Origin of the sequence: Streptomyces bambusae (assembly GCF_019400985.1) — a bacterium.
GTDB lineage: Bacteria > Actinomycetota > Actinomycetes > Streptomycetales > Streptomycetaceae > Streptomyces > Streptomyces bambusae_A.
Window position 1 is genome coordinate 1 of sequence record NZ_WTFF01000050.1, and the last position, 15,674, is coordinate 15,674.

Annotated in this window: 17 protein-coding genes and 2 pseudogenes; 10 read left to right on the forward strand and 9 right to left on the reverse strand. The window is 71.5% G+C overall.

Annotated features, from left to right (window positions below; all coding sequences use genetic code 11):
- From GPJ59_RS10145 to GPJ59_RS10155, 3 genes and pseudogenes are all read right to left on the reverse strand, one after another.
- Positions 1–200 (reverse strand): annotated as a pseudogene (locus GPJ59_RS10145) (hypothetical protein); the annotation flags it as partial.
- Between the two features lie 270 nt (positions 201–470).
- Positions 471–1,217 (reverse strand): PaaI family thioesterase, encoded by a 747-nt coding sequence (locus tag GPJ59_RS10150; RefSeq protein ID WP_219666158.1) that lies wholly within the window; start codon positions 1,215–1,217, stop codon positions 471–473.
- A 90-nt stretch (positions 1,218–1,307) separates the two neighbouring features.
- Entirely contained in the window at positions 1,308–2,396 is a 1,089-nt protein-coding gene (locus tag GPJ59_RS10155; RefSeq protein WP_308120222.1) for a magnesium and cobalt transport protein CorA, read from the reverse strand.
- Between the two features lie 1,046 nt (positions 2,397–3,442).
- On the opposite strand from GPJ59_RS10155, the gene GPJ59_RS38445 reads away from it, so the two are divergent.
- Genes GPJ59_RS38445 through GPJ59_RS10180 form a run of 5 tightly spaced genes read left to right on the forward strand, consistent with a single transcriptional unit; the run spans position 3,443 to position 7,568 of the window.
- Positions 3,443–4,723, forward strand: coding sequence for a sensor histidine kinase (locus GPJ59_RS38445; RefSeq protein ID WP_219666159.1), 1,281 nt, complete (start codon positions 3,443–3,445; stop codon positions 4,721–4,723).
- A gap of 20 nt (positions 4,724–4,743) precedes the next feature.
- A complete protein-coding gene (locus GPJ59_RS10165) occupies positions 4,744–5,133 on the forward strand; it encodes a roadblock/LC7 domain-containing protein (protein WP_219666160.1) in 390 nt (129 codons plus the stop codon).
- Positions 5,130–5,486 (forward strand): DUF742 domain-containing protein, encoded by a 357-nt coding sequence (locus tag GPJ59_RS10170; protein ID WP_219666161.1) that lies wholly within the window; start codon positions 5,130–5,132, stop codon positions 5,484–5,486. Before GPJ59_RS10165 ends, GPJ59_RS10170 begins: the two co-directional genes overlap by 4 nt.
- Positions 5,467–6,090: a GTP-binding protein gene (locus tag GPJ59_RS10175; protein ID WP_219666162.1), complete on the forward strand. Its 624-nt coding sequence runs from the start codon at positions 5,467–5,469 to the stop codon at positions 6,088–6,090. Before GPJ59_RS10170 ends, GPJ59_RS10175 begins: the two co-directional genes overlap by 20 nt.
- Positions 6,087–7,568, forward strand: a complete 1,482-nt coding sequence (locus tag GPJ59_RS10180; protein WP_219666163.1) for a cytochrome P450 — start codon at positions 6,087–6,089, stop codon at positions 7,566–7,568. Before GPJ59_RS10175 ends, GPJ59_RS10180 begins: the two co-directional genes overlap by 4 nt.
- Before the next feature lie 71 nt (positions 7,569–7,639).
- Here the strand turns inward: GPJ59_RS10180 and GPJ59_RS10185 are convergent, their stop codons facing one another.
- The 3 genes from GPJ59_RS10185 to GPJ59_RS10195 all read right to left on the reverse strand — a co-directional run bounded on the left by GPJ59_RS10185 (position 7,640) and on the right by GPJ59_RS10195 (position 11,120).
- On the reverse strand, positions 7,640–8,725 hold the full coding sequence (locus GPJ59_RS10185) for a terpene synthase family protein (protein WP_219666164.1): 1,086 nt from the start codon (positions 8,723–8,725) through the stop codon (positions 7,640–7,642).
- Between the two features lie 394 nt (positions 8,726–9,119).
- The gene (locus GPJ59_RS10190) at positions 9,120–10,163 is read right to left on the reverse strand and encodes a hypothetical protein (RefSeq protein WP_219666165.1); all 1,044 of its coding nucleotides are present in this window, start codon (positions 10,161–10,163) and stop codon (positions 9,120–9,122) included.
- A 414-nt stretch (positions 10,164–10,577) separates the two neighbouring features.
- Positions 10,578–11,120 (reverse strand): EF-hand domain-containing protein, encoded by a 543-nt coding sequence (locus GPJ59_RS10195; protein WP_219666166.1) that lies wholly within the window; start codon positions 11,118–11,120, stop codon positions 10,578–10,580.
- 220 nt (positions 11,121–11,340) lie between these two features.
- On the opposite strand from GPJ59_RS10195, the gene GPJ59_RS10200 reads away from it, so the two are divergent.
- Together GPJ59_RS10200 and GPJ59_RS10205 are read left to right on the forward strand one after the other, a co-directional pair.
- Complete coding sequence (locus tag GPJ59_RS10200; RefSeq protein WP_219666167.1) at positions 11,341–11,625, forward strand: hypothetical protein; 285 nt, start codon at positions 11,341–11,343, stop codon at positions 11,623–11,625.
- Complete coding sequence (locus GPJ59_RS10205) at positions 11,622–12,221, forward strand: hypothetical protein (protein ID WP_219666168.1); 600 nt, start codon at positions 11,622–11,624, stop codon at positions 12,219–12,221. Before GPJ59_RS10200 ends, GPJ59_RS10205 begins: the two co-directional genes overlap by 4 nt.
- 296 nt (positions 12,222–12,517) lie before the next feature.
- Here GPJ59_RS10205 and GPJ59_RS10210 read toward each other — a convergent pair whose 3' ends face one another.
- Both GPJ59_RS10210 and GPJ59_RS10215 read right to left on the reverse strand, forming a co-directional pair.
- Positions 12,518–12,697 (reverse strand): hypothetical protein, encoded by a 180-nt coding sequence (locus GPJ59_RS10210; RefSeq protein WP_219666169.1) that lies wholly within the window; start codon positions 12,695–12,697, stop codon positions 12,518–12,520.
- A 374-nt stretch (positions 12,698–13,071) separates the two neighbouring features.
- Complete coding sequence (locus GPJ59_RS10215) at positions 13,072–13,347, reverse strand: SH3 domain-containing protein (protein ID WP_258024161.1); 276 nt, start codon at positions 13,345–13,347, stop codon at positions 13,072–13,074.
- Between the two features lie 143 nt (positions 13,348–13,490).
- On the opposite strand from GPJ59_RS10215, the pseudogene GPJ59_RS37290 reads away from it, so the two are divergent.
- A pseudogene (locus tag GPJ59_RS37290) lies at positions 13,491–13,684 on the forward strand (hypothetical protein); the annotation flags it as partial.
- A gap of 148 nt (positions 13,685–13,832) precedes the next feature.
- On the opposite strand, the gene GPJ59_RS10220 reads toward GPJ59_RS37290, so the two are convergent.
- The gene (locus GPJ59_RS10220) at positions 13,833–14,426 is read right to left on the reverse strand and encodes an HAD domain-containing protein (RefSeq protein ID WP_219666170.1); all 594 of its coding nucleotides are present in this window, start codon (positions 14,424–14,426) and stop codon (positions 13,833–13,835) included.
- A gap of 249 nt (positions 14,427–14,675) precedes the next feature.
- Between GPJ59_RS10220 and GPJ59_RS10225 the strand changes: the two genes are divergently transcribed.
- Together GPJ59_RS10225 and GPJ59_RS10230 are read left to right on the forward strand one after the other, a co-directional pair.
- Positions 14,676–15,023, forward strand: coding sequence for a hypothetical protein (locus tag GPJ59_RS10225; RefSeq protein WP_219666171.1), 348 nt, complete (start codon positions 14,676–14,678; stop codon positions 15,021–15,023).
- Positions 15,024–15,193: 170 nt separating this feature from the next.
- Positions 15,194–15,451, forward strand: coding sequence for a hypothetical protein (locus GPJ59_RS10230; protein WP_219666172.1), 258 nt, complete (start codon positions 15,194–15,196; stop codon positions 15,449–15,451).
- The last annotated feature ends 223 nt before the right edge of the window (positions 15,452–15,674 follow it).

The following is a 15,674-nucleotide window of genomic DNA, read 5'->3' on the forward strand; positions in this document are numbered from 1 at the left end:
GCCCTGCGCAGCCGGCGCAGGGCGACCGCGTGGGCGCCGGCGGGCCCGCCGGCGGGAGCGCCGGGCGGGCGCACGGCGATGACTCCGCGCCGACGGGCGGGCCGCGACTCCCACACGGCGGTGCCACCACCAGGAGGCTGCCAGGTGAGCCGGGTCGTGAACGGTCCCGCGCCCTCGGCGCGCTGCTCGGTGGGTGCCATGCGCGTGAGACGGCGGCGAGGCCGCCCTCCTCCTCGGGTCTGATCGGGGGACGCCGACGGTCCGCGCCGGTCGCCGGGCCGGACGCCGCCGTGCCACCACGGCAGCCGGCGCCGCCGGCCGGGACGACGATCAGCGCGGCGCTCTCCAGCTCGCCGGACGCGGCACATCAGTGTCGCCGATGAAGGGACGGAACCGGGCAATTCACCCACTCGTGGGCGGGCGAGGCCGCGCCGCTGCGGCCGGGCGGGTGGCGGCTGCGAGCACCGCTCTCACGACCGGCCGTGGACAGCCGTGCGGGGGAGCACCCACAAGGCCTCGGCGGTGGCGCAGAGCTCGCCGTCCGCGGTGGCCACGGCCGTGCCGACGCCGTACTTGCGTTCCGCCGAGGACAGCATCCAGGCGTAGGAGACGAGCCGCTCGCCGGCCCGGACCGGTCGCACCAGCAGGGCGCTGAGCGCGGCCGTGACCGCGCCCGCCGGGCGGCCGTCGAGCAGGCGTCCGGCGGCGTTGCCGGGGCAGTCCAGCGCGCCCCACACCAGCTCGGGCGGCAGCAGCCCGCCCCGGCTCGCGAGCTCGGGCCCCGGGGTCCAGGCGGTGGCGACCAGCGCCCGCCCCGGCACCGGTCCGCAGTGCTGGCGCAGTCCGGTCGAGGCAGTGCGGTCCAGGCCGCAGCCGAAGCAGTCGGTCTGCCCGTCCGGCGGGTCCGCCCGATAGGCCTCGGCGGCCGCCTCGGCCTCCGCCCATGACGGTGCCGCCGGCACCCCCGCCGCGACCCCGGCGGAGTCGACGGGCACGGCGGTGGCCAGCAGCATCTCGTCGGCGGTCAGGGCGCAGCCGCCGTCGGGGGTCGCGGCGAGCCGGACCGGCAGCCCGGTCGGCACAGGACGCCGGAAGTCCACCCGTACGTGCTTCGCGGCGGCCCACCCGGCCAGTACTCCTGCCACGTAGCCGCCGAAGGCCACGCCGGGGTAGCCGTGGAGGCGTTCGGGGATCGTGATCATCTCAGCGTCGGTCATGCCCGCCACCTCATCACACGACGGGCATGACGCGGACACCGGCCGGGCGCGGCACCGGCCCGGGGCGGGGCGACCACGCCACGACGCACCTCAGAGCCAGCCGTTGCGGCGGAAGCCCCGGTGAATGACGAAACAGGCGACGGCGATGACGCCCAGGACGGTGGGGTACCCGTACGTCCAGCGCAGTTCCGGCATGTGCTCGAAGTTCATGCCGTAGACCCCGCACACCATGGTCGGCACCGCGACGATCGCCGCCCAAGCGGTGATCTTCCGCATGTCCTCGTTCTGGGCCACGGTCACCTGCGCGAGATGCGCCTGCAGGATCGAGTCGAGCAGGGCGTCGTAGGAGCCGATCTGCTCGGTGACCCGGTTCAGGTGGTCGGCCACGTCACGGAAGTACGGGCGGATCTCCGGCCCGATGACGGGCATCGGCTGGGTGGCGAGCTGCTGCAGCGGCCGGTCCAGCGGTGCCGCGGCCCGCTTGAGCTCCAGCAGCTCCCGCTTGAGCTGGTAGATCCGGCCGGCATCGCCCCGGCCTGCATGGTCGCTGAAGACGGCGCTCTCCACGGCGTCGAGGTCTGTCTGCACGGCGTCGGTCACCGCCATGTAGTCGTCGACCACATGGTCCGCTATCGCGTGCAGGACCGCAGCCGGCCCCTTGGCGAGCTGCTCCGGCGAGGCTTCGAGCACCTCGCGCAGCGGCCCGAGGGAGCCGTGCCCGCCGTGCCGGATGGTGATCACGAAGTCCGCGCCGACGAAGGCCATGAGCTCACCGGTGTCCACCACCTCGCTGGTGGCGGTCAGCTCAGCGTGCTCGACGTAGCGCACCGTCTTGAACACGGCGAACAGCGTGTCACCGTACCGCTCCACCTTCGGCCGCTGGTGCGCGTGCACCGCGTCCTCGATCGCCAGCGGATGCAGACCGAACAGCTCGGCGAGCCCTGCGAACTCCTTCTCGTCCGGCTCGTGCAGCCCGATCCAGACGAAACCCGACCCTGCCCGGCGGACCCTCCGCAACGCCTCGACGGCCTCCGCGCAGCCGTCCTGCCGTACGCCGCCCAGGTAGACGACGCAGTTCACCACGGCGCTGCCCAGTGGCGACCGCGCCGGGTGGCTGAGATCCACGGCACGCCGGTAGCTGCGGCGGACCGCCTGGCGGATGGTACTGAACACGGACACTGCGAGACTCCTTCGGACAGACCGCCGGACAGTCTCGCACCTCCCCCGAATGCAGCGTTCCGGTCACTGGGCAGGCGCCGGGACCGCCACCGGGACCGCCACCGGGCGGGCGGGCCACACCGACGGCCGCCGATCGCGAAGGTCCTGGGTCTCCCGACGCCCGGGGACGGCCCCGAATGGCCGGGGCGGGTCAGCGGGACTCGGTCTCGCGGGTCGCCCTGGCCAGTTCGACGGCAGCCCGCAGACTCAGGCCGGGGTTCGCGTCGCGCAGCGCCTTGATGGCCGTGACGGAGTCCGCAGGGCCCGTCACACCGGCCTCGTCGAGTGTCCGGCGCCCGCCTGCCCGCCGTGCGTCAACGAGAAGAAGCTCGCACCCCCTGGACGGGTATCGCGGGTCCAGCTGTTGACCGTTGCGGCATTGCTGCTTCGTATGGTCGATTCCCTGCGTTTGTGATGCATGTGGCGGAAGAGATCGATCAGTTCGGGTCGAGGTCGGTCAGTGTGGAGGCTGTCGTTCCAGCAAGGTCACATGGCGTACCCGAACTGACTATTCTCCCCTGCGTGTTGCGCTGAGCTCACGGCCAGTCACCGAGCGCTGTGTCGCGCACGGACGGAGCCTGGCTGCAAGGAAGGCGTGACCACCGATGCGATTCCGATGCGATTCCGATGCGATTCGGAACCGACCCGGCGGCGGCACCCGGCAGAACCTATCGGTGCTCGGCCGAGCGAAGTTCCGACCGTTCCTGTCGGCGTGCCCGCATCACCCCCAGTCCACTCATTCCAGACTGTTTAGGGACCCCTCGATGGCTCGTACCGGTTCAACGCCTGGAGGCCTGCCACGCGCAGCGGCTCCGGCATGGCTAGTACCCCCCGGTGTTCTGGCCGGGGCCTGCGGCATAGCGCTGATCCTCGTTCCCGCGCAGATACGCACGCCGGTTGCCTGGTGCGGCCTCGTCGCCGTCGCCCTGACGGCCGTCACCTCGGCCGCGACGGCGCGCCGGGCGCGCTCGGCGGAGCAGGCCCGCCACGCGCGGGCGAGTGCCGAGGTGCAGCAGTACTACGCACAACGCGAAGCCGCACTGTTCGGGCGCCTGGCCGACCAGCGGGCCACCACGGTATGGCTCGCCGAGGAACTCCTCCCTGCGGCCGTCGCCCGTATGCAGAAGGGCGCCCCCGCCTCGGAGATCCTGCAGTCCGTCGCGTTAGGGGATCACCTCGACGTCGAGTTCGCCGCAGCACTCCGGCAGGCGCTGAAGACGCTCCTGGAAGCGGTGGAGGCCGAGGAGCACACGCGGGACGCCTCCCAGCGGGCACTGGTGGCGATCGCGCGCAGGGTCCAGGCGATCGTGCACCAGCTCGCCAAGGACCTCCGCGACATGCAGATCCTTCACGGCAACGACCTCGTGGTCTCCCACGGCCTGCAGGCCGTCGATCACCGCAACGCCCTGATCGGGCGCCTCGCGGCCAGCGTCGCGGTACTCGGTGATGCCCGGCCCGGGCGCCAGTGGTCGAAGGCGATCCCCCTCTACGACGTCGTACGCGGGGCCATGTCACGCATCGTGGACTACCCCCGGGTGAAGCTGCAGTCGGTGACGGAAGTGGCCGTGATCGGCCCGGGCGCCGAGCCGCTGATCCACCTCCTCGCCGAGCTGCTCGACAACGCCACGACCTTCTCGCCGCCGCACACCCCGGTCGAGGTGAGCGCGAGCGAGGTGCCTTCCGGTATCGCCATCGAGATCGAGGACCGCGGGGTCGGGCTCACCGAAGAGGTCCGGCAGCGCATCGACCGGGTCATGTCGCGGGGGGCATCAGGCCTCGATCTGGGCGACCTGGGCGAGGGGACCCAGCTCGGCCTGCCCGTCGTCAGCAGGCTGGCCCGCGAGCACGGCCTCGTCGTCGATCTGCGCACCTCCGCCTACGGCGGCGTACGGGCCGTGGTGCTCGTTCCGCGGAGCCTGATCACCACCGTTCAGCAACCTGCCCAGAAGCCCCAGCCGTTCGCGCCGAAGCACACGGGTGGACCGTACGCGCCGAAGCGCACCGGTGGACCGACCACGGCGCCACCGCCCGTGACGCGCGCCGCCGCGGCAGAACCCGTCGAGGTCAAGCACACCGTCAACGGGCTGCCGCAGCGGCGACGGGAGTCGCCCGTCCCCACACCGGTCGTCCGTACCGCCCCCCAGCCCCCCACGCCTCCGGCCGCCTCCCCGGGAACGCCCCGCGGCGCCCGGCAGCCGGGCCTGATGTGGGAGGCGTTCAGCGGTGAGAAGAGACCGGGCACCACCCCTTCCAGCCCAACCAACGAGCTATTAGATGAGGATGAGTGACCGTGACGCCACTGCCAAACATGGACTGGATGCTCAAGGAGCTCGCGGCCAGCGTCCCGTACGTGCGCCACGTGGTCGTGCTGTCGTCGGACGGTTTGTGCATCGGCCGAGCGAACACGGAGACCGACACCGCTGACGCCATCGCCGCCGCCTGCTCGGGCATGCAGAGCCTGGCAAAGGCCATCGCGCAGAAGGTCCCCCACGGCGACGGCTCGACGCGCATGGTCGGCATCGAGGTCGACGGCGGCTACTTCTCCCTGATGGCGGCCGGCCCCGGGGCCTATCTCGCCGTGCTCGCCGACGAGGAAGTGGACGCCGGGCTGCTCGGTGACCGCATGCGTACGCTCGTGATCCGGATCGGCCGCCACATGACGAGTCCGCCACGGGATGACGTCGGGCGGGCGATGTGACGTCAGAGCACCAGGAGAAGTGGGATGAAGGCAGTCCCGTTCCGCTGTACGTCATCTCCGGTGGCCAGGGTTCCTCGGCAAGGGCCTTCAACCTGGTCACCCTCATCACATCGAGGTCCGTACCCGACCCCGCGATGCAGCCCGAGCAGGCCGCGATCCTCGGCATGTGCCAGTACCCGCTGTCGGTGGCAGAGATATCCGCGTATCTCAGCCTTCCCTTCAGCGTCCTCACGGCGCTGCTCTCCACGCTCGTCGAGGACGGGCGGGTCGAGGCCATCGCTCCTGTTCCCGTCGCTGCGGTCCCCGAACTCGACCTTCTGGAGGCGGTGATCCATGGACTACGCAAACTCTGACGCACCCGCCGCCGGCCCCCGCAGCACCGATGTGCTGCTGCCGCACGGCGCCAGGGGAGTCAAGGTCGTCATTGTCGGAGGCTTCGGAGTCGGCAAGACGACCATGGTCGGGGCGGTGAGCGAGATCGCGCCGCTGACCACCGAGGAAACCATGACCCAGGCCGGTGTCGGGATCGACCACAACCCCGGCGCGGAGGGCAAGCACACCACCACCGTCGCCATGGACTTCGGCCGCATCAGCATCAACGAGGAGCTGATCCTCTATCTCTTCGGGACGCCGGGGCAGGAGCGCTTCTGGTTCCTGTGGAACGGCATCTTCGAAGGCGCGCTCGGCGCCGTGGTCCTCGTCGACACCCGGATGATCGAAGTCTGCTTCGAGATCATCACCCGCCTCGAAGACCGCCGCGTCCCCTTCGTCGTGGCCGTCAACTCCTTCCCCGAGGCCCCGCAGCACCCGATCCCAGCCCTGCGCACCGCCCTGGCCCTCAACGAATCCGTGCCGATCATCACCTGTGACGCACGCGACCGGTCGTCCAGCCGCGACGTCCTGATCTCGCTGATGGGCTACCTGTGCACCCTCGCCGCCGCTCAGGAGTCCGCATGACCGTCCCTCCCACCGACCGCACCGCCACGGAACCGGGGCCCGTCCCGCCGCCGGGCTGCCCGGCCCACCTCGCCACGGGCGCCGGGGGAGTGACCCGGCTCCACGGCGCCGCCGCCGAGACCGACCCCATGGGCCTGTACGAGAAGTTGCGTGCCGCGCACGGTCCGGTGGCGCCCGTCCTGCTCGAAGGGGACGTGCGCGCCTGGCTCGTCCTGGGGTACCTCGAGAACCGTGATGTGGCCACCCGCTCCACCCAGTTCTCCCGTGACCCCCGCACCTGGCACGGCTGGACGAGCGGTGAGATCGACCCCGAGACCTCGCCGCTCGTGCCGATGATCGGCTGGCGCCCCGACTGCGTGTGCGCGGACGGCGAGGAGCACCAGCGGCTGCGCGGCGCGGTCACGGCCAGCCTCAACCAGTTCGACCAGCGCGGAGTCCGCCGCCACATCACCCGCTTCGCGCACCAGCTGATCGACGACTTCTGCGAGAGCGGCAAGGCCGAGCTGGTGGGGCAGTTCACCGAACCGCTGCCCATGCTCGTCCTCACCCACCTGCTCGGCATGTCGGACGAGGACGGTCCCAAGCTCGTCCATGCCGCCCGGGACCTCTTCAAGGCCACCGAGACGTCGCTCGCCAGCAATGCCTACGTGCTGGAGACCCTCAAGCAGCTCGTCGCCGCCAAGCGCGCCGTGCCCGGGCCGGACATCGCGTCCGTGCTGATGGCCCACCCGGCCGGCCTCAGCGACGAGGAGGTGCAGCACCACCTGCGCCTCATCCTGCTCGCGGGCTACGAGACGACCGCCAATCTCATGGCCAACGTGCTGCGGATGACGGTCACCGACCCGCGGTTCCGCGGCTCGCTGGCGGGCGGCCAGATGACCTTGCCCGAAGCCGTGGAGCAGGTGCTCTGGGACGAGCCGCCGTTGATGGTGTGCCCCGGCCGCTGGGCCACCGGTGACACCTCGCTCGGAGGGCAGGAGATCAAGGCGGGAGACATGCTGCTGCTCGGCCTGGCCGCCGGCAACGTCGACCAGGCCGTCCGCCAGGATCCCTCGACCCGCGTGCACCACAACCGCGCGCACCTGTCCTTCAGCGCGGGCGCCCATGAGTGCCCCGGCCAGGACATCGGCCGTGTCATCGCCGACACCGGCATCGACATCCTGCTCACCCGGCTTCCCGACATCGGCCTGGCCATCGCCGAGTCCGGGCTCAGCTGGCGTTCCTCCACCTGGGCCCGGCACCTGACGGCGCTGCCCGTGAAATTCGCATCCCGCGCTCCGGAGGCTGCCCACGCTCTGCCGGCACCGCTGCCGGCCCCGCCCCCGCCGAGCGCCGGCATGCCGGCGGCACCCCGCACGCCGGCAGCCCCCCACGTGCCGCCCGGCCGGGAGACGGCATCTCGCATGCCGCTGGCCGAAGCCCGTGTTTCGTGGCGGACGCGGCTGAGGCGGTTGCTGGGGCTGGGACAGGTCCCGTAGGGCGTATCGGATCCGGGCATCGGGGCTGCCGAACCGCGCGGTTCGGCAGCCCCGATGCCCGGCGGGCGAACTCATGGCGTGGAGAGATGCCGTTCGCGGGCGGGCACAGCGGCGTCGGGCGTCCGCTGCTCCGGGACCGGTCCGCCGGCGGGAGCGTAGCGGGGTGCCCCGGAGTACCAGGCGTGCAGGCCGGACAGGAAGCCGCGGGCTCCGGCGAGCCACACCTCCAGCTCGATCCGTTCGCCGTGGTTCAGCCCGGCCCGGCGGACCAGCGCGGGCAGTTCGCTCTGTATGAGGTGTTCGAAGTGGTGGAGTCGTGCGGTCACCAGATCCGCGGCGGTGTGCATCGCTTCCTGGACGGTGAGGCCCAGGGACGTCCCGAGGACGACGACGAGGTTGTTGACGTCGTACTCGTCATGGACTTCCCGCTGGTAGGAGGCGATGTCGTTCGCCAGACCCATGTAGTCCATGAAGGCGTCGAGCAAGGCGCACACGGTCCGGCTGTGCCGGATCCGCTCGGGGATCTGCGCTCCGGTGGAGAGTTCGACGGAGTACGGGGCGGTGTACGCGGCGAAGCTCTCACGGCGGAACTGGGCGTACTCGATGACGTCCGGGACGCGCCCGGCGAGGCTGTTGGCCAGCTCCTGGACCCCCGCGTCGACGTATCGCGCCAGGCTCCGGTTGAGCCCCTTGCGCCAGTGCGCGAGCCTCGGAGGGAACAGCCGTTGCTGAAGATCGGCCATTCCCCTCTCGACGGCGTTGACCGGCTCCGGCAGCCGGACGCCCGGCTCCGACGGCAGGAAGGCGTGCAGACGGGCGGTGAAGGCCTGTGCGCCTGCGAGGTTGCCCGTCTGTTTGAAGGCGGAGGCGAAGTAGTCGTCCCAGGCCAGAGCCCAGAGGTTGAACCGGTGATTGAGCCGGAGGCCGGCGAGCGAGGCGTCGGGAAGGGCCCAGGCGGTCAGCTGGTCGACGGCCATGGCCCGGAACTGCGACGGGGTCCAGACCGCCCGGCCGGCGCCCGGGGCTTCACCGCCGGCCAGCATCCCCATCTCGCGCGCCCACGTCTCGGCCTCCTCGCGCAGGGCCGGCAGGTACGGGTTCACCCGCACCCGGTACGGCATCCGCAGTTTCGGAAGTTCGATGTCCTGCACTGTCATGGGATCCCTACCTCCCTGTCGGCAACAAGCGAGGACGCGACCGCGCTGCACTTCCGAACGTCGTGTCGGCCGACCGGCTCGGTGCCGGAGTTTGACGATCCATTACTGCCACGGGGACGGACGACGAGCGATTCCAGCCATTGAGCGCTCCAAACCTTCCCCTTCCGGCCGAACCGCAACCCAGCTCGGCCCGCCCGTGGCCTTCGAACAGAGTGGTTGTACAGGATGAAACGATCCTTCTGGTCGGGTTTGGCTGAAAATCGATCCCAAACCTGGCCATGATCGACCCCTGTCCGATCCTTGCGGGCGGCGACAGCTCACCACAGGCGCCTCGGCGGCCGCCGCATCCCCACGGGGCGGCCGGTCCGCCGGGGGGCGGTGTTCACCGTGCCGCTCAGCACCAGCGGGTGTGCCGGCAGACGCTCCAGCCGTGACCGTCCGAGCCGCCGCCCGAGGAGCCGCCGCCGCCCGAGGAGCCGCCGGTGTCGCGCGGGCGGCCGCCGGGGAAGGTCGTGTCGCGGTTCCGGTCGCCCGGGTGGGGGTCGCGGTAGTCCGGGTCGCCATCGCCGTCCCGGTCCGGGAGGTACACGGCCGTGCCGCGGTCAGGGTCCGGGCAGCCGTTCTCGGGCGACGACAGGGACAGCGTCACCCAGGTGTCGCCCCGCAACTCCGCGTCCTTCGCGGGGTCCTGCCGGCAGACGCGCCAGTCCTCGTACTCGCCCCGAGGCGGCAGGACGTCGTTCCGGTACGCCGCCTCGGCGCGCACGCGGCCCTCGGGCACGCCCACGGCGACGACCTCCGCACGGGCGGTGGGCCACGTCTTCCAGATCACCTCCGGCATCTTCGGCCACGGCAGGGCCTCGCCGTCCCGCCCGGGGCACGGTTCGCCGGTGCGAACGGCACCGAAGTCGACCACCTTCTCCACGACGGCGCTTGCGGGCTCAGGCTGCTGGAAGCACACCGTCCAGAGGGAACGGGCCGTCACCGCCCGTCCCTGGCCGGACGCGTCGTGGTACGTGACGGAGTATCCGGACTTGCGGGAGCGGGTGAACGCCGTGTCGAGCCGCTCGCCCACGAAGTCGCGTACCCGCTCGGGCGGTCTGGCAGACGGGCTGGAGCCGAAGGCGGGGGAAGTCCTGGCCGGCTGCGGGTTCTTCTTCGGCGCAGCCGCCGCTTCCGGCCGGGGCTGGTCCGGAAGTACCGCTCCCAGCAGCGCCATCGCGGCAACCGTGGCCGCGATCTTGCCGCCCCTCGGCCAGGGATTGCCTCGCCACAGCACCACGAGCGCGGCCACGAGTGCCAGGAATCCCAGCCGCTCGTCCAGGAGACCGAGCAGCGGCACCGCTGCGACGGCCCCGACCTTCGCGCGGTCCGTGCGCCACCAACGGTTCGGCGAAGGGGAGTCCGGCGGCGTGGCGGGCGTGCGGGGGCGGGACATGACGGTGCTGCAGCCCTTTCGGCGGACGGGCGAATGGATCCGGCCGCATGATATCGATGGCTGGAAATCACCGACCGCGAGGGCCGCCGATCACGGCCCCGACCTCGTGAGCCCCGCCCTTCCCCGGTCAACAGCTGCCAGGCGAAGCGTGCCCGGTCGAAGCGGCCCACGGCGAGACCGGCGGGGCGGATCAACCAGCGCACGGCACGGCGTGGCCACCGAGCCGGTGCCTCACGGGGGCGGCGTCGAGGTCGACCAGGGCGGCGGTGAACGGCCTGGCGTCGACCGGGCGGTGGCGCCACTCCGGGGCGCCCACGACTTCGCCGAACGCGGCCCGTACGCCAGTGGTCGGCGCGGACGCCGTGCGGGGCGCTCAGAGCGCTGCCGGTGGGAGGGTGGGCCCCGGGGCAGGATCTACCCCCGCTGCGGGCCGTACAGCAGGGCCTCCAGGCCGTTGGCAGCCGCCGCGCCGGTGAAGTCCCGCCAGTCGATCGCACCGTCACCGTCCGAGTCGATCAGTGCGAACGCGGCGGCCGCGTTCGGTTCGGGTACGCCCTTGAGGTCCCGCCACAGCGTGAAGTCGTGAAGGTCCATCACGCCGTCCCCGTCCCGGTCGGCCACGCTGAACTGCGCGTGCAGGACCGCCATCACCTCCGGCGAGCCGGACGGTACGCCCGAGGCGGCAGCCGAGGCCGGCAGGGAGTCGAACCACTCGCGGTACTCCTCCCGGTCGATCCTCCCGTCACCGTCTCGGTCCACCAGCTCGGCCTGCCGCTCCCACAGCGCCTGGTTCGACTCGATCAGGGCGCGCCCCTTCGGGGAACTGGGCCCCATGCCGTACGACTGGAGAAACTGCTCGGCGCTGGCCCGGTAGTCCTCCGAGGTCAGGATCCCGTCACCGTTCGTGTCCAACCGGTCGAAGATCTCATCGGCCACCGCCGACTTCTTGACGCTCATGCCGGCAAGCGTAGGCCTCGACTCCGCGCCGGCCCGACGATTGCCGCGCCCGGGGGCGTGTTTCGCCAGGAGGACGCCATCAGTGTGGAGCCGGGCTCCGCGGGACGCGGGGCGGTTCCGGCCTTGGCGCCGGACGCCGTGGCCGGCGGCGGGCGTAGTTCCGTCGGATGGTGTCAAGGAATTCTTGACACAGTCGATCACGTCAAGGTTTCCTTGACGTATGCCGATCTTGAAGCCGAAGACGTCCCACTCGGGCGCCCCCTCTGCATCCGACTTCTCCGTTGCCCTGCTCCCGTTGGTTGCGGTCCTGCCCGCGCTGGCCACGATGTTCGCCGACCGGTTGAGCACGGCCGGCTGGGCGGCGCTGATCGCGGTGGAACTCATGTCGATCGCCACCGTGAGCGCATGGGCCGCTCGTGGCGTTGCCCGCGCGGCCGCCGAACGGGCACGCCGCGACGCGGAGGTGCTCGACATGCTGGAGCCGCTCGCCGGGACACGTCGATGAGCGGCGAGCCGCTGCTCGGCCCGCAGGAGGCCGTCCGCATCCGGGAGGGCATCGCGGCCGCCGTTCTCGGCGCCCGTGAGGGGCTGGCCGCATCGCTGGAGCACGACGCCGACGAGTACCTGCGTCTGGTGGATGCCTCGCGGATCGGTGCCGAGGAGGCGAGCCGGCTGCTGCGCGAGGCCGTGCAGGGCGCCAGGGCGGCCGGGCACAGCTGGGACACCGTCGGCCGTGTCCTGGGAGTGAGCCGCCAGGCCGCCCAGCAGCGCTTCGCGGGCAAGGCCGGGGATGCCGTGGCATCCGGACCGCCCGCGGGGGGACCGGGCGCGCCGGAGCGCCGCATCCTCACTCCGTTGTCCGCGTTCAACGAGATGCCTGCCCTGGCGGAGGCCGGACGCGAAGGCTGGCACCTGGTCGGGTACGGCGCGCTGTTCCACGAGGTGGAGGCGTCCGACCACCCGTGGGAGCACTGTCGTGTGACGCTGGCCTCGGGTGGCCGGCAGCGGCGGATGGAGGCGGAGGGCTGGATCCCCGTCGGTGCGGGCTGGTTCCCCTGGCGGTACTACAAGCGGCCGCTCAAGGCGGCCGAGGAGCGCTGAGATGCGCTGAGTCGGCGCTTTGTGGGAGGCGAAGGCCATGTCGTGTCCGACAGTCCTTCCCCCTGTTGCCGGCCCCGGCGTGCCGTGCCCACGGCACGGTCCCGGCGGCCGGCCCGGCCGTACGCGCGAGCGCCGATGCGGGTGAGGCCCGTCGTGTCCTCCGCGGGCCCGCCGAGGGAGACTCCGAAGTCGCTTCCGAGGCTGGCTCGCGCGGCCCCGGGGCGGAGCCCGCGTGCCCCGCCGAGCAGGTCGCGGGTGATCACCGCTCCTGTACGTAGTAGTAGTAATACGCGTTGCTACGGTCCTGCCCGCCGAGGATGCTCTGCACCGGGCTGCTGCGCGGCCTTCGCTCCGGAGGGGTCGTCGGCCAGGGCGGGGGAGCTCGATGCGGCGAAGGCCGATCCGCCGCCGAGGAGCGCGGCGACGGCGGACACCGCGATGAGGAGCGTCCTACGCAGGGGGATCAGGGCAGCCATGGCTGTCTTCCTTTCGGGCTGTGGGCGACGGGTCCGTCCTGTGCATGCCCTCCATTGAGCCGCCCGAGGAAGCGTCGGGCATGCCACGACCGCACGTGACATGCCTCCGCCCCCGACACCTGGCACAATCACCCTTTCCGCCCGCGGACGACTGCGCTGCTACGGCGCGCGCGCCGGGCCGGGCAGGGGCGAGCGCCTGGTCCAGGCCGGCACCGACCGCCCCGGCTCGTGGTGGGACGGCCTTCGGGCCCGGAGTCGGCCCCACGCGAGCCGCAGGGCATGCGGGCCCGGGCCCCCAGCAGCAGCCCGCCGGCGGGCGGCCCCAGCAGCCGCAGCGTCGCGTCGGCGAAGACGTACCGCGGGCCGGTCCGCCGTCAGCCCTGAGGGGCGGCAGGTTCGACGTCCTTGGACAGCGGCACCTCTCCGGTGTTGTCGACGTGCCGGGCGGCGACCCACGCGGCCTGGTCGCGCAGCAGGTACCAGATGCTGTTGCCGTCGACGGGTTGGGCGTGCACCTTGCTGTGCAGGCCGACCTCGGTGCCGTGGCTCAGGTTGCCGACGACGGCGGAGTCCGTGCTCGGGTACTTCCGCAGGTTGACGCCGATGGCGCTCACGACGGTGCCGAACGGCTGGGGGAGACTGGGCATCATGACCTCCAGGGGAACGCCGGAGTGGCGGGACATCGGCCGCTGTCCGGACGGGATCCTCGCACGGTAAGGCCGACTCCTGCCGGGGCGCCGGAGGCGTGCGGGGGATGCCACGACCGGCGTCCGGGCGTCATTCCGATGGTTCCGCCCCTCTGGCGGACGAGATCATCCGCGCGCTGGGCGTACCACGGGTGGAGGGACTCGTCCGGCCGAGGGCGACCTGCGAGCCCTGCAGACCCTCCTGCGCCGGCGCGCGCAGCGGGGCCGCACTCCACAACAGCGGTTCCGGCGCTTCCCCGGTACGACGTCAGGGCGCAAGATCTGCTACGGCCGCGTCCTCGCCACAACTGCCTTCGGCTGGGCCCGTGATCACTACCGACAGAAGCTTCTGGCCCTGCTCGACGGCCAGCTGGATCTTACTTGTCAGGCCGCCCCGGGAACGCCCGAGTCCGTGGTCGGGCGACTCGACGGCGATTCCGCCCGGCGGCTCATTCTGCAGGTCCCCCGCTCTCCTGGTGCCGGGCCGTATCCATGCACGGCTGCCCGTCCCCCTCCGCCACCCCGGCCGGCTGTCGCAGCCACAAGCCGAGAGCCTCATAGTCGCCATCAGTCAGACCGAGGCGGGCATCGACTCGGTGGAGCATCGCGCGTCCCGGATGGTGGGAGGCGACCCAGGCCCGATCCGTGTCCGTGAGCTCGTCATCGACCCAGACGAATGGCCTCCCTGCCGCCCATTCGACCAGGGCACGGGTTTTCCAGTGCAGTCCGTTGCGTTCGTCTTGCTCATCGATATCGGAAGGCTCTGGCCAGACGACCACGGCCAGCTTCGGGAGACCGATCAACGGAGCAATGCACTCGTTCGCGTCATCCATCCATGTCGTGGCCCAGACCACCTCGCACGGAAGAGCGGCCAGCTTGGGCCCGTGCTCAGGACTGATCCTGGCCAGGAGCGGGTTCGCGTCGGCTTCAGGCAGATCGAGACCTGTCCCAGAGGTCCGATACTGCTCCGGCTCCGCACCGAACGGGATGAGCGGTCCATCGACATCAAGGAACAGCAGCGGAAGCCGCACAGAGCCAGTCACAGCAGCACAGGATAGCGGCGGGTGCCGCCGTCGGCCGCCTCGATGAGGACGGCCTGACCGCCGACCCCTCGACCCCACAGCATTCGCAGGAGGCCGCATTCGGGCAGGTCATGCGCCGACCACCGGGTCCAGACGGATCGGCCGCTCCAGGACCGCGCCGAACACGGTCTCGGCCGACAAGGCGTGTGCGGATGTACGTGGCCGGGGCGGGGTCCGTACCCGCATCTCCATGATCATTACAGTCTCGGTATGACCACACGAGACGACTTGCTCATCGACCTGATCAACCGAACCGAGATGAACGGCGAAGGCCCACGCATCACGGTCGCCACGGAGGGCGTGGTGATTACCGGTCGCCTCACGCCGCACCGGCGCTGGGCGGCGGACCTCGCCGACCGGCTCAGCGAGGCGGGCCTGCCCGACGAACGGTTCGCCGAGGACTTCGCCCGCGAGGCCGGCGAGATCCCCGACTACCCGCCGGCCTTCCTGAACCTCCGGGGCTGCCAGCTCATATCCGGCACCAGCAGCCTCCCCACCGCACTGGGCGAGTACTTCCGAATCCCGCTCTCCGCGGTCAGCGCGTGGAGCGTGCGGTGAGCAGCGACCGGTACGCGCGGGGATGCCCCCGACGAAACCGGCCCCGCCTGGCCCGGTGTGATGAACCTGTGCGTCGGACGGCGGCGGGGACGGGTGGCAGCAGTGGCGGTCCGGCGGGGCGCAGCCCAGGATCGTAGCCGGGGCCGACTACGAGGGAAGGGCAGTGGCCAATGCCGCAAGCCGAGGAGGAAGGCCTCACCGCGCGCCCGATCGGCACGGCGGACCGGCATCGCAGCAGAGCCGGGCACCTGAAGACCGCGGTCCTGCGAACCAATCTGCTTCCCGCGTTCTTGGTTCTTACGGTCATGATGGTGGCCCTGTGGCTCATGGGTATGCCGTTTCTTCAAGCCCTGACCATCTCCACCGGGACGAAGATTGCGGTGGCTCTGCTCGAACTCCGCCGGTCGCCGGACCGTTCCAGGAACTGAAGCACACCCGCCGGAGGGCGAGGGCGAAGACGCGTCCCGGGACCTTCGACCGCGCCGCGGCCCGAGAACGCCGCCCAGTGTCCGCGACCAGTTGCTCGTATAACTCGATGGGCAAGCGCGCCGTTCCCGAAGTCACCCGTTCGGAGTAATCGAGCGTGCCGACGGACGCCCCGCGCAGTCATCCTGGGAAGACCCGAAAGGGTTAACCCCGAGAGGAGCAAGC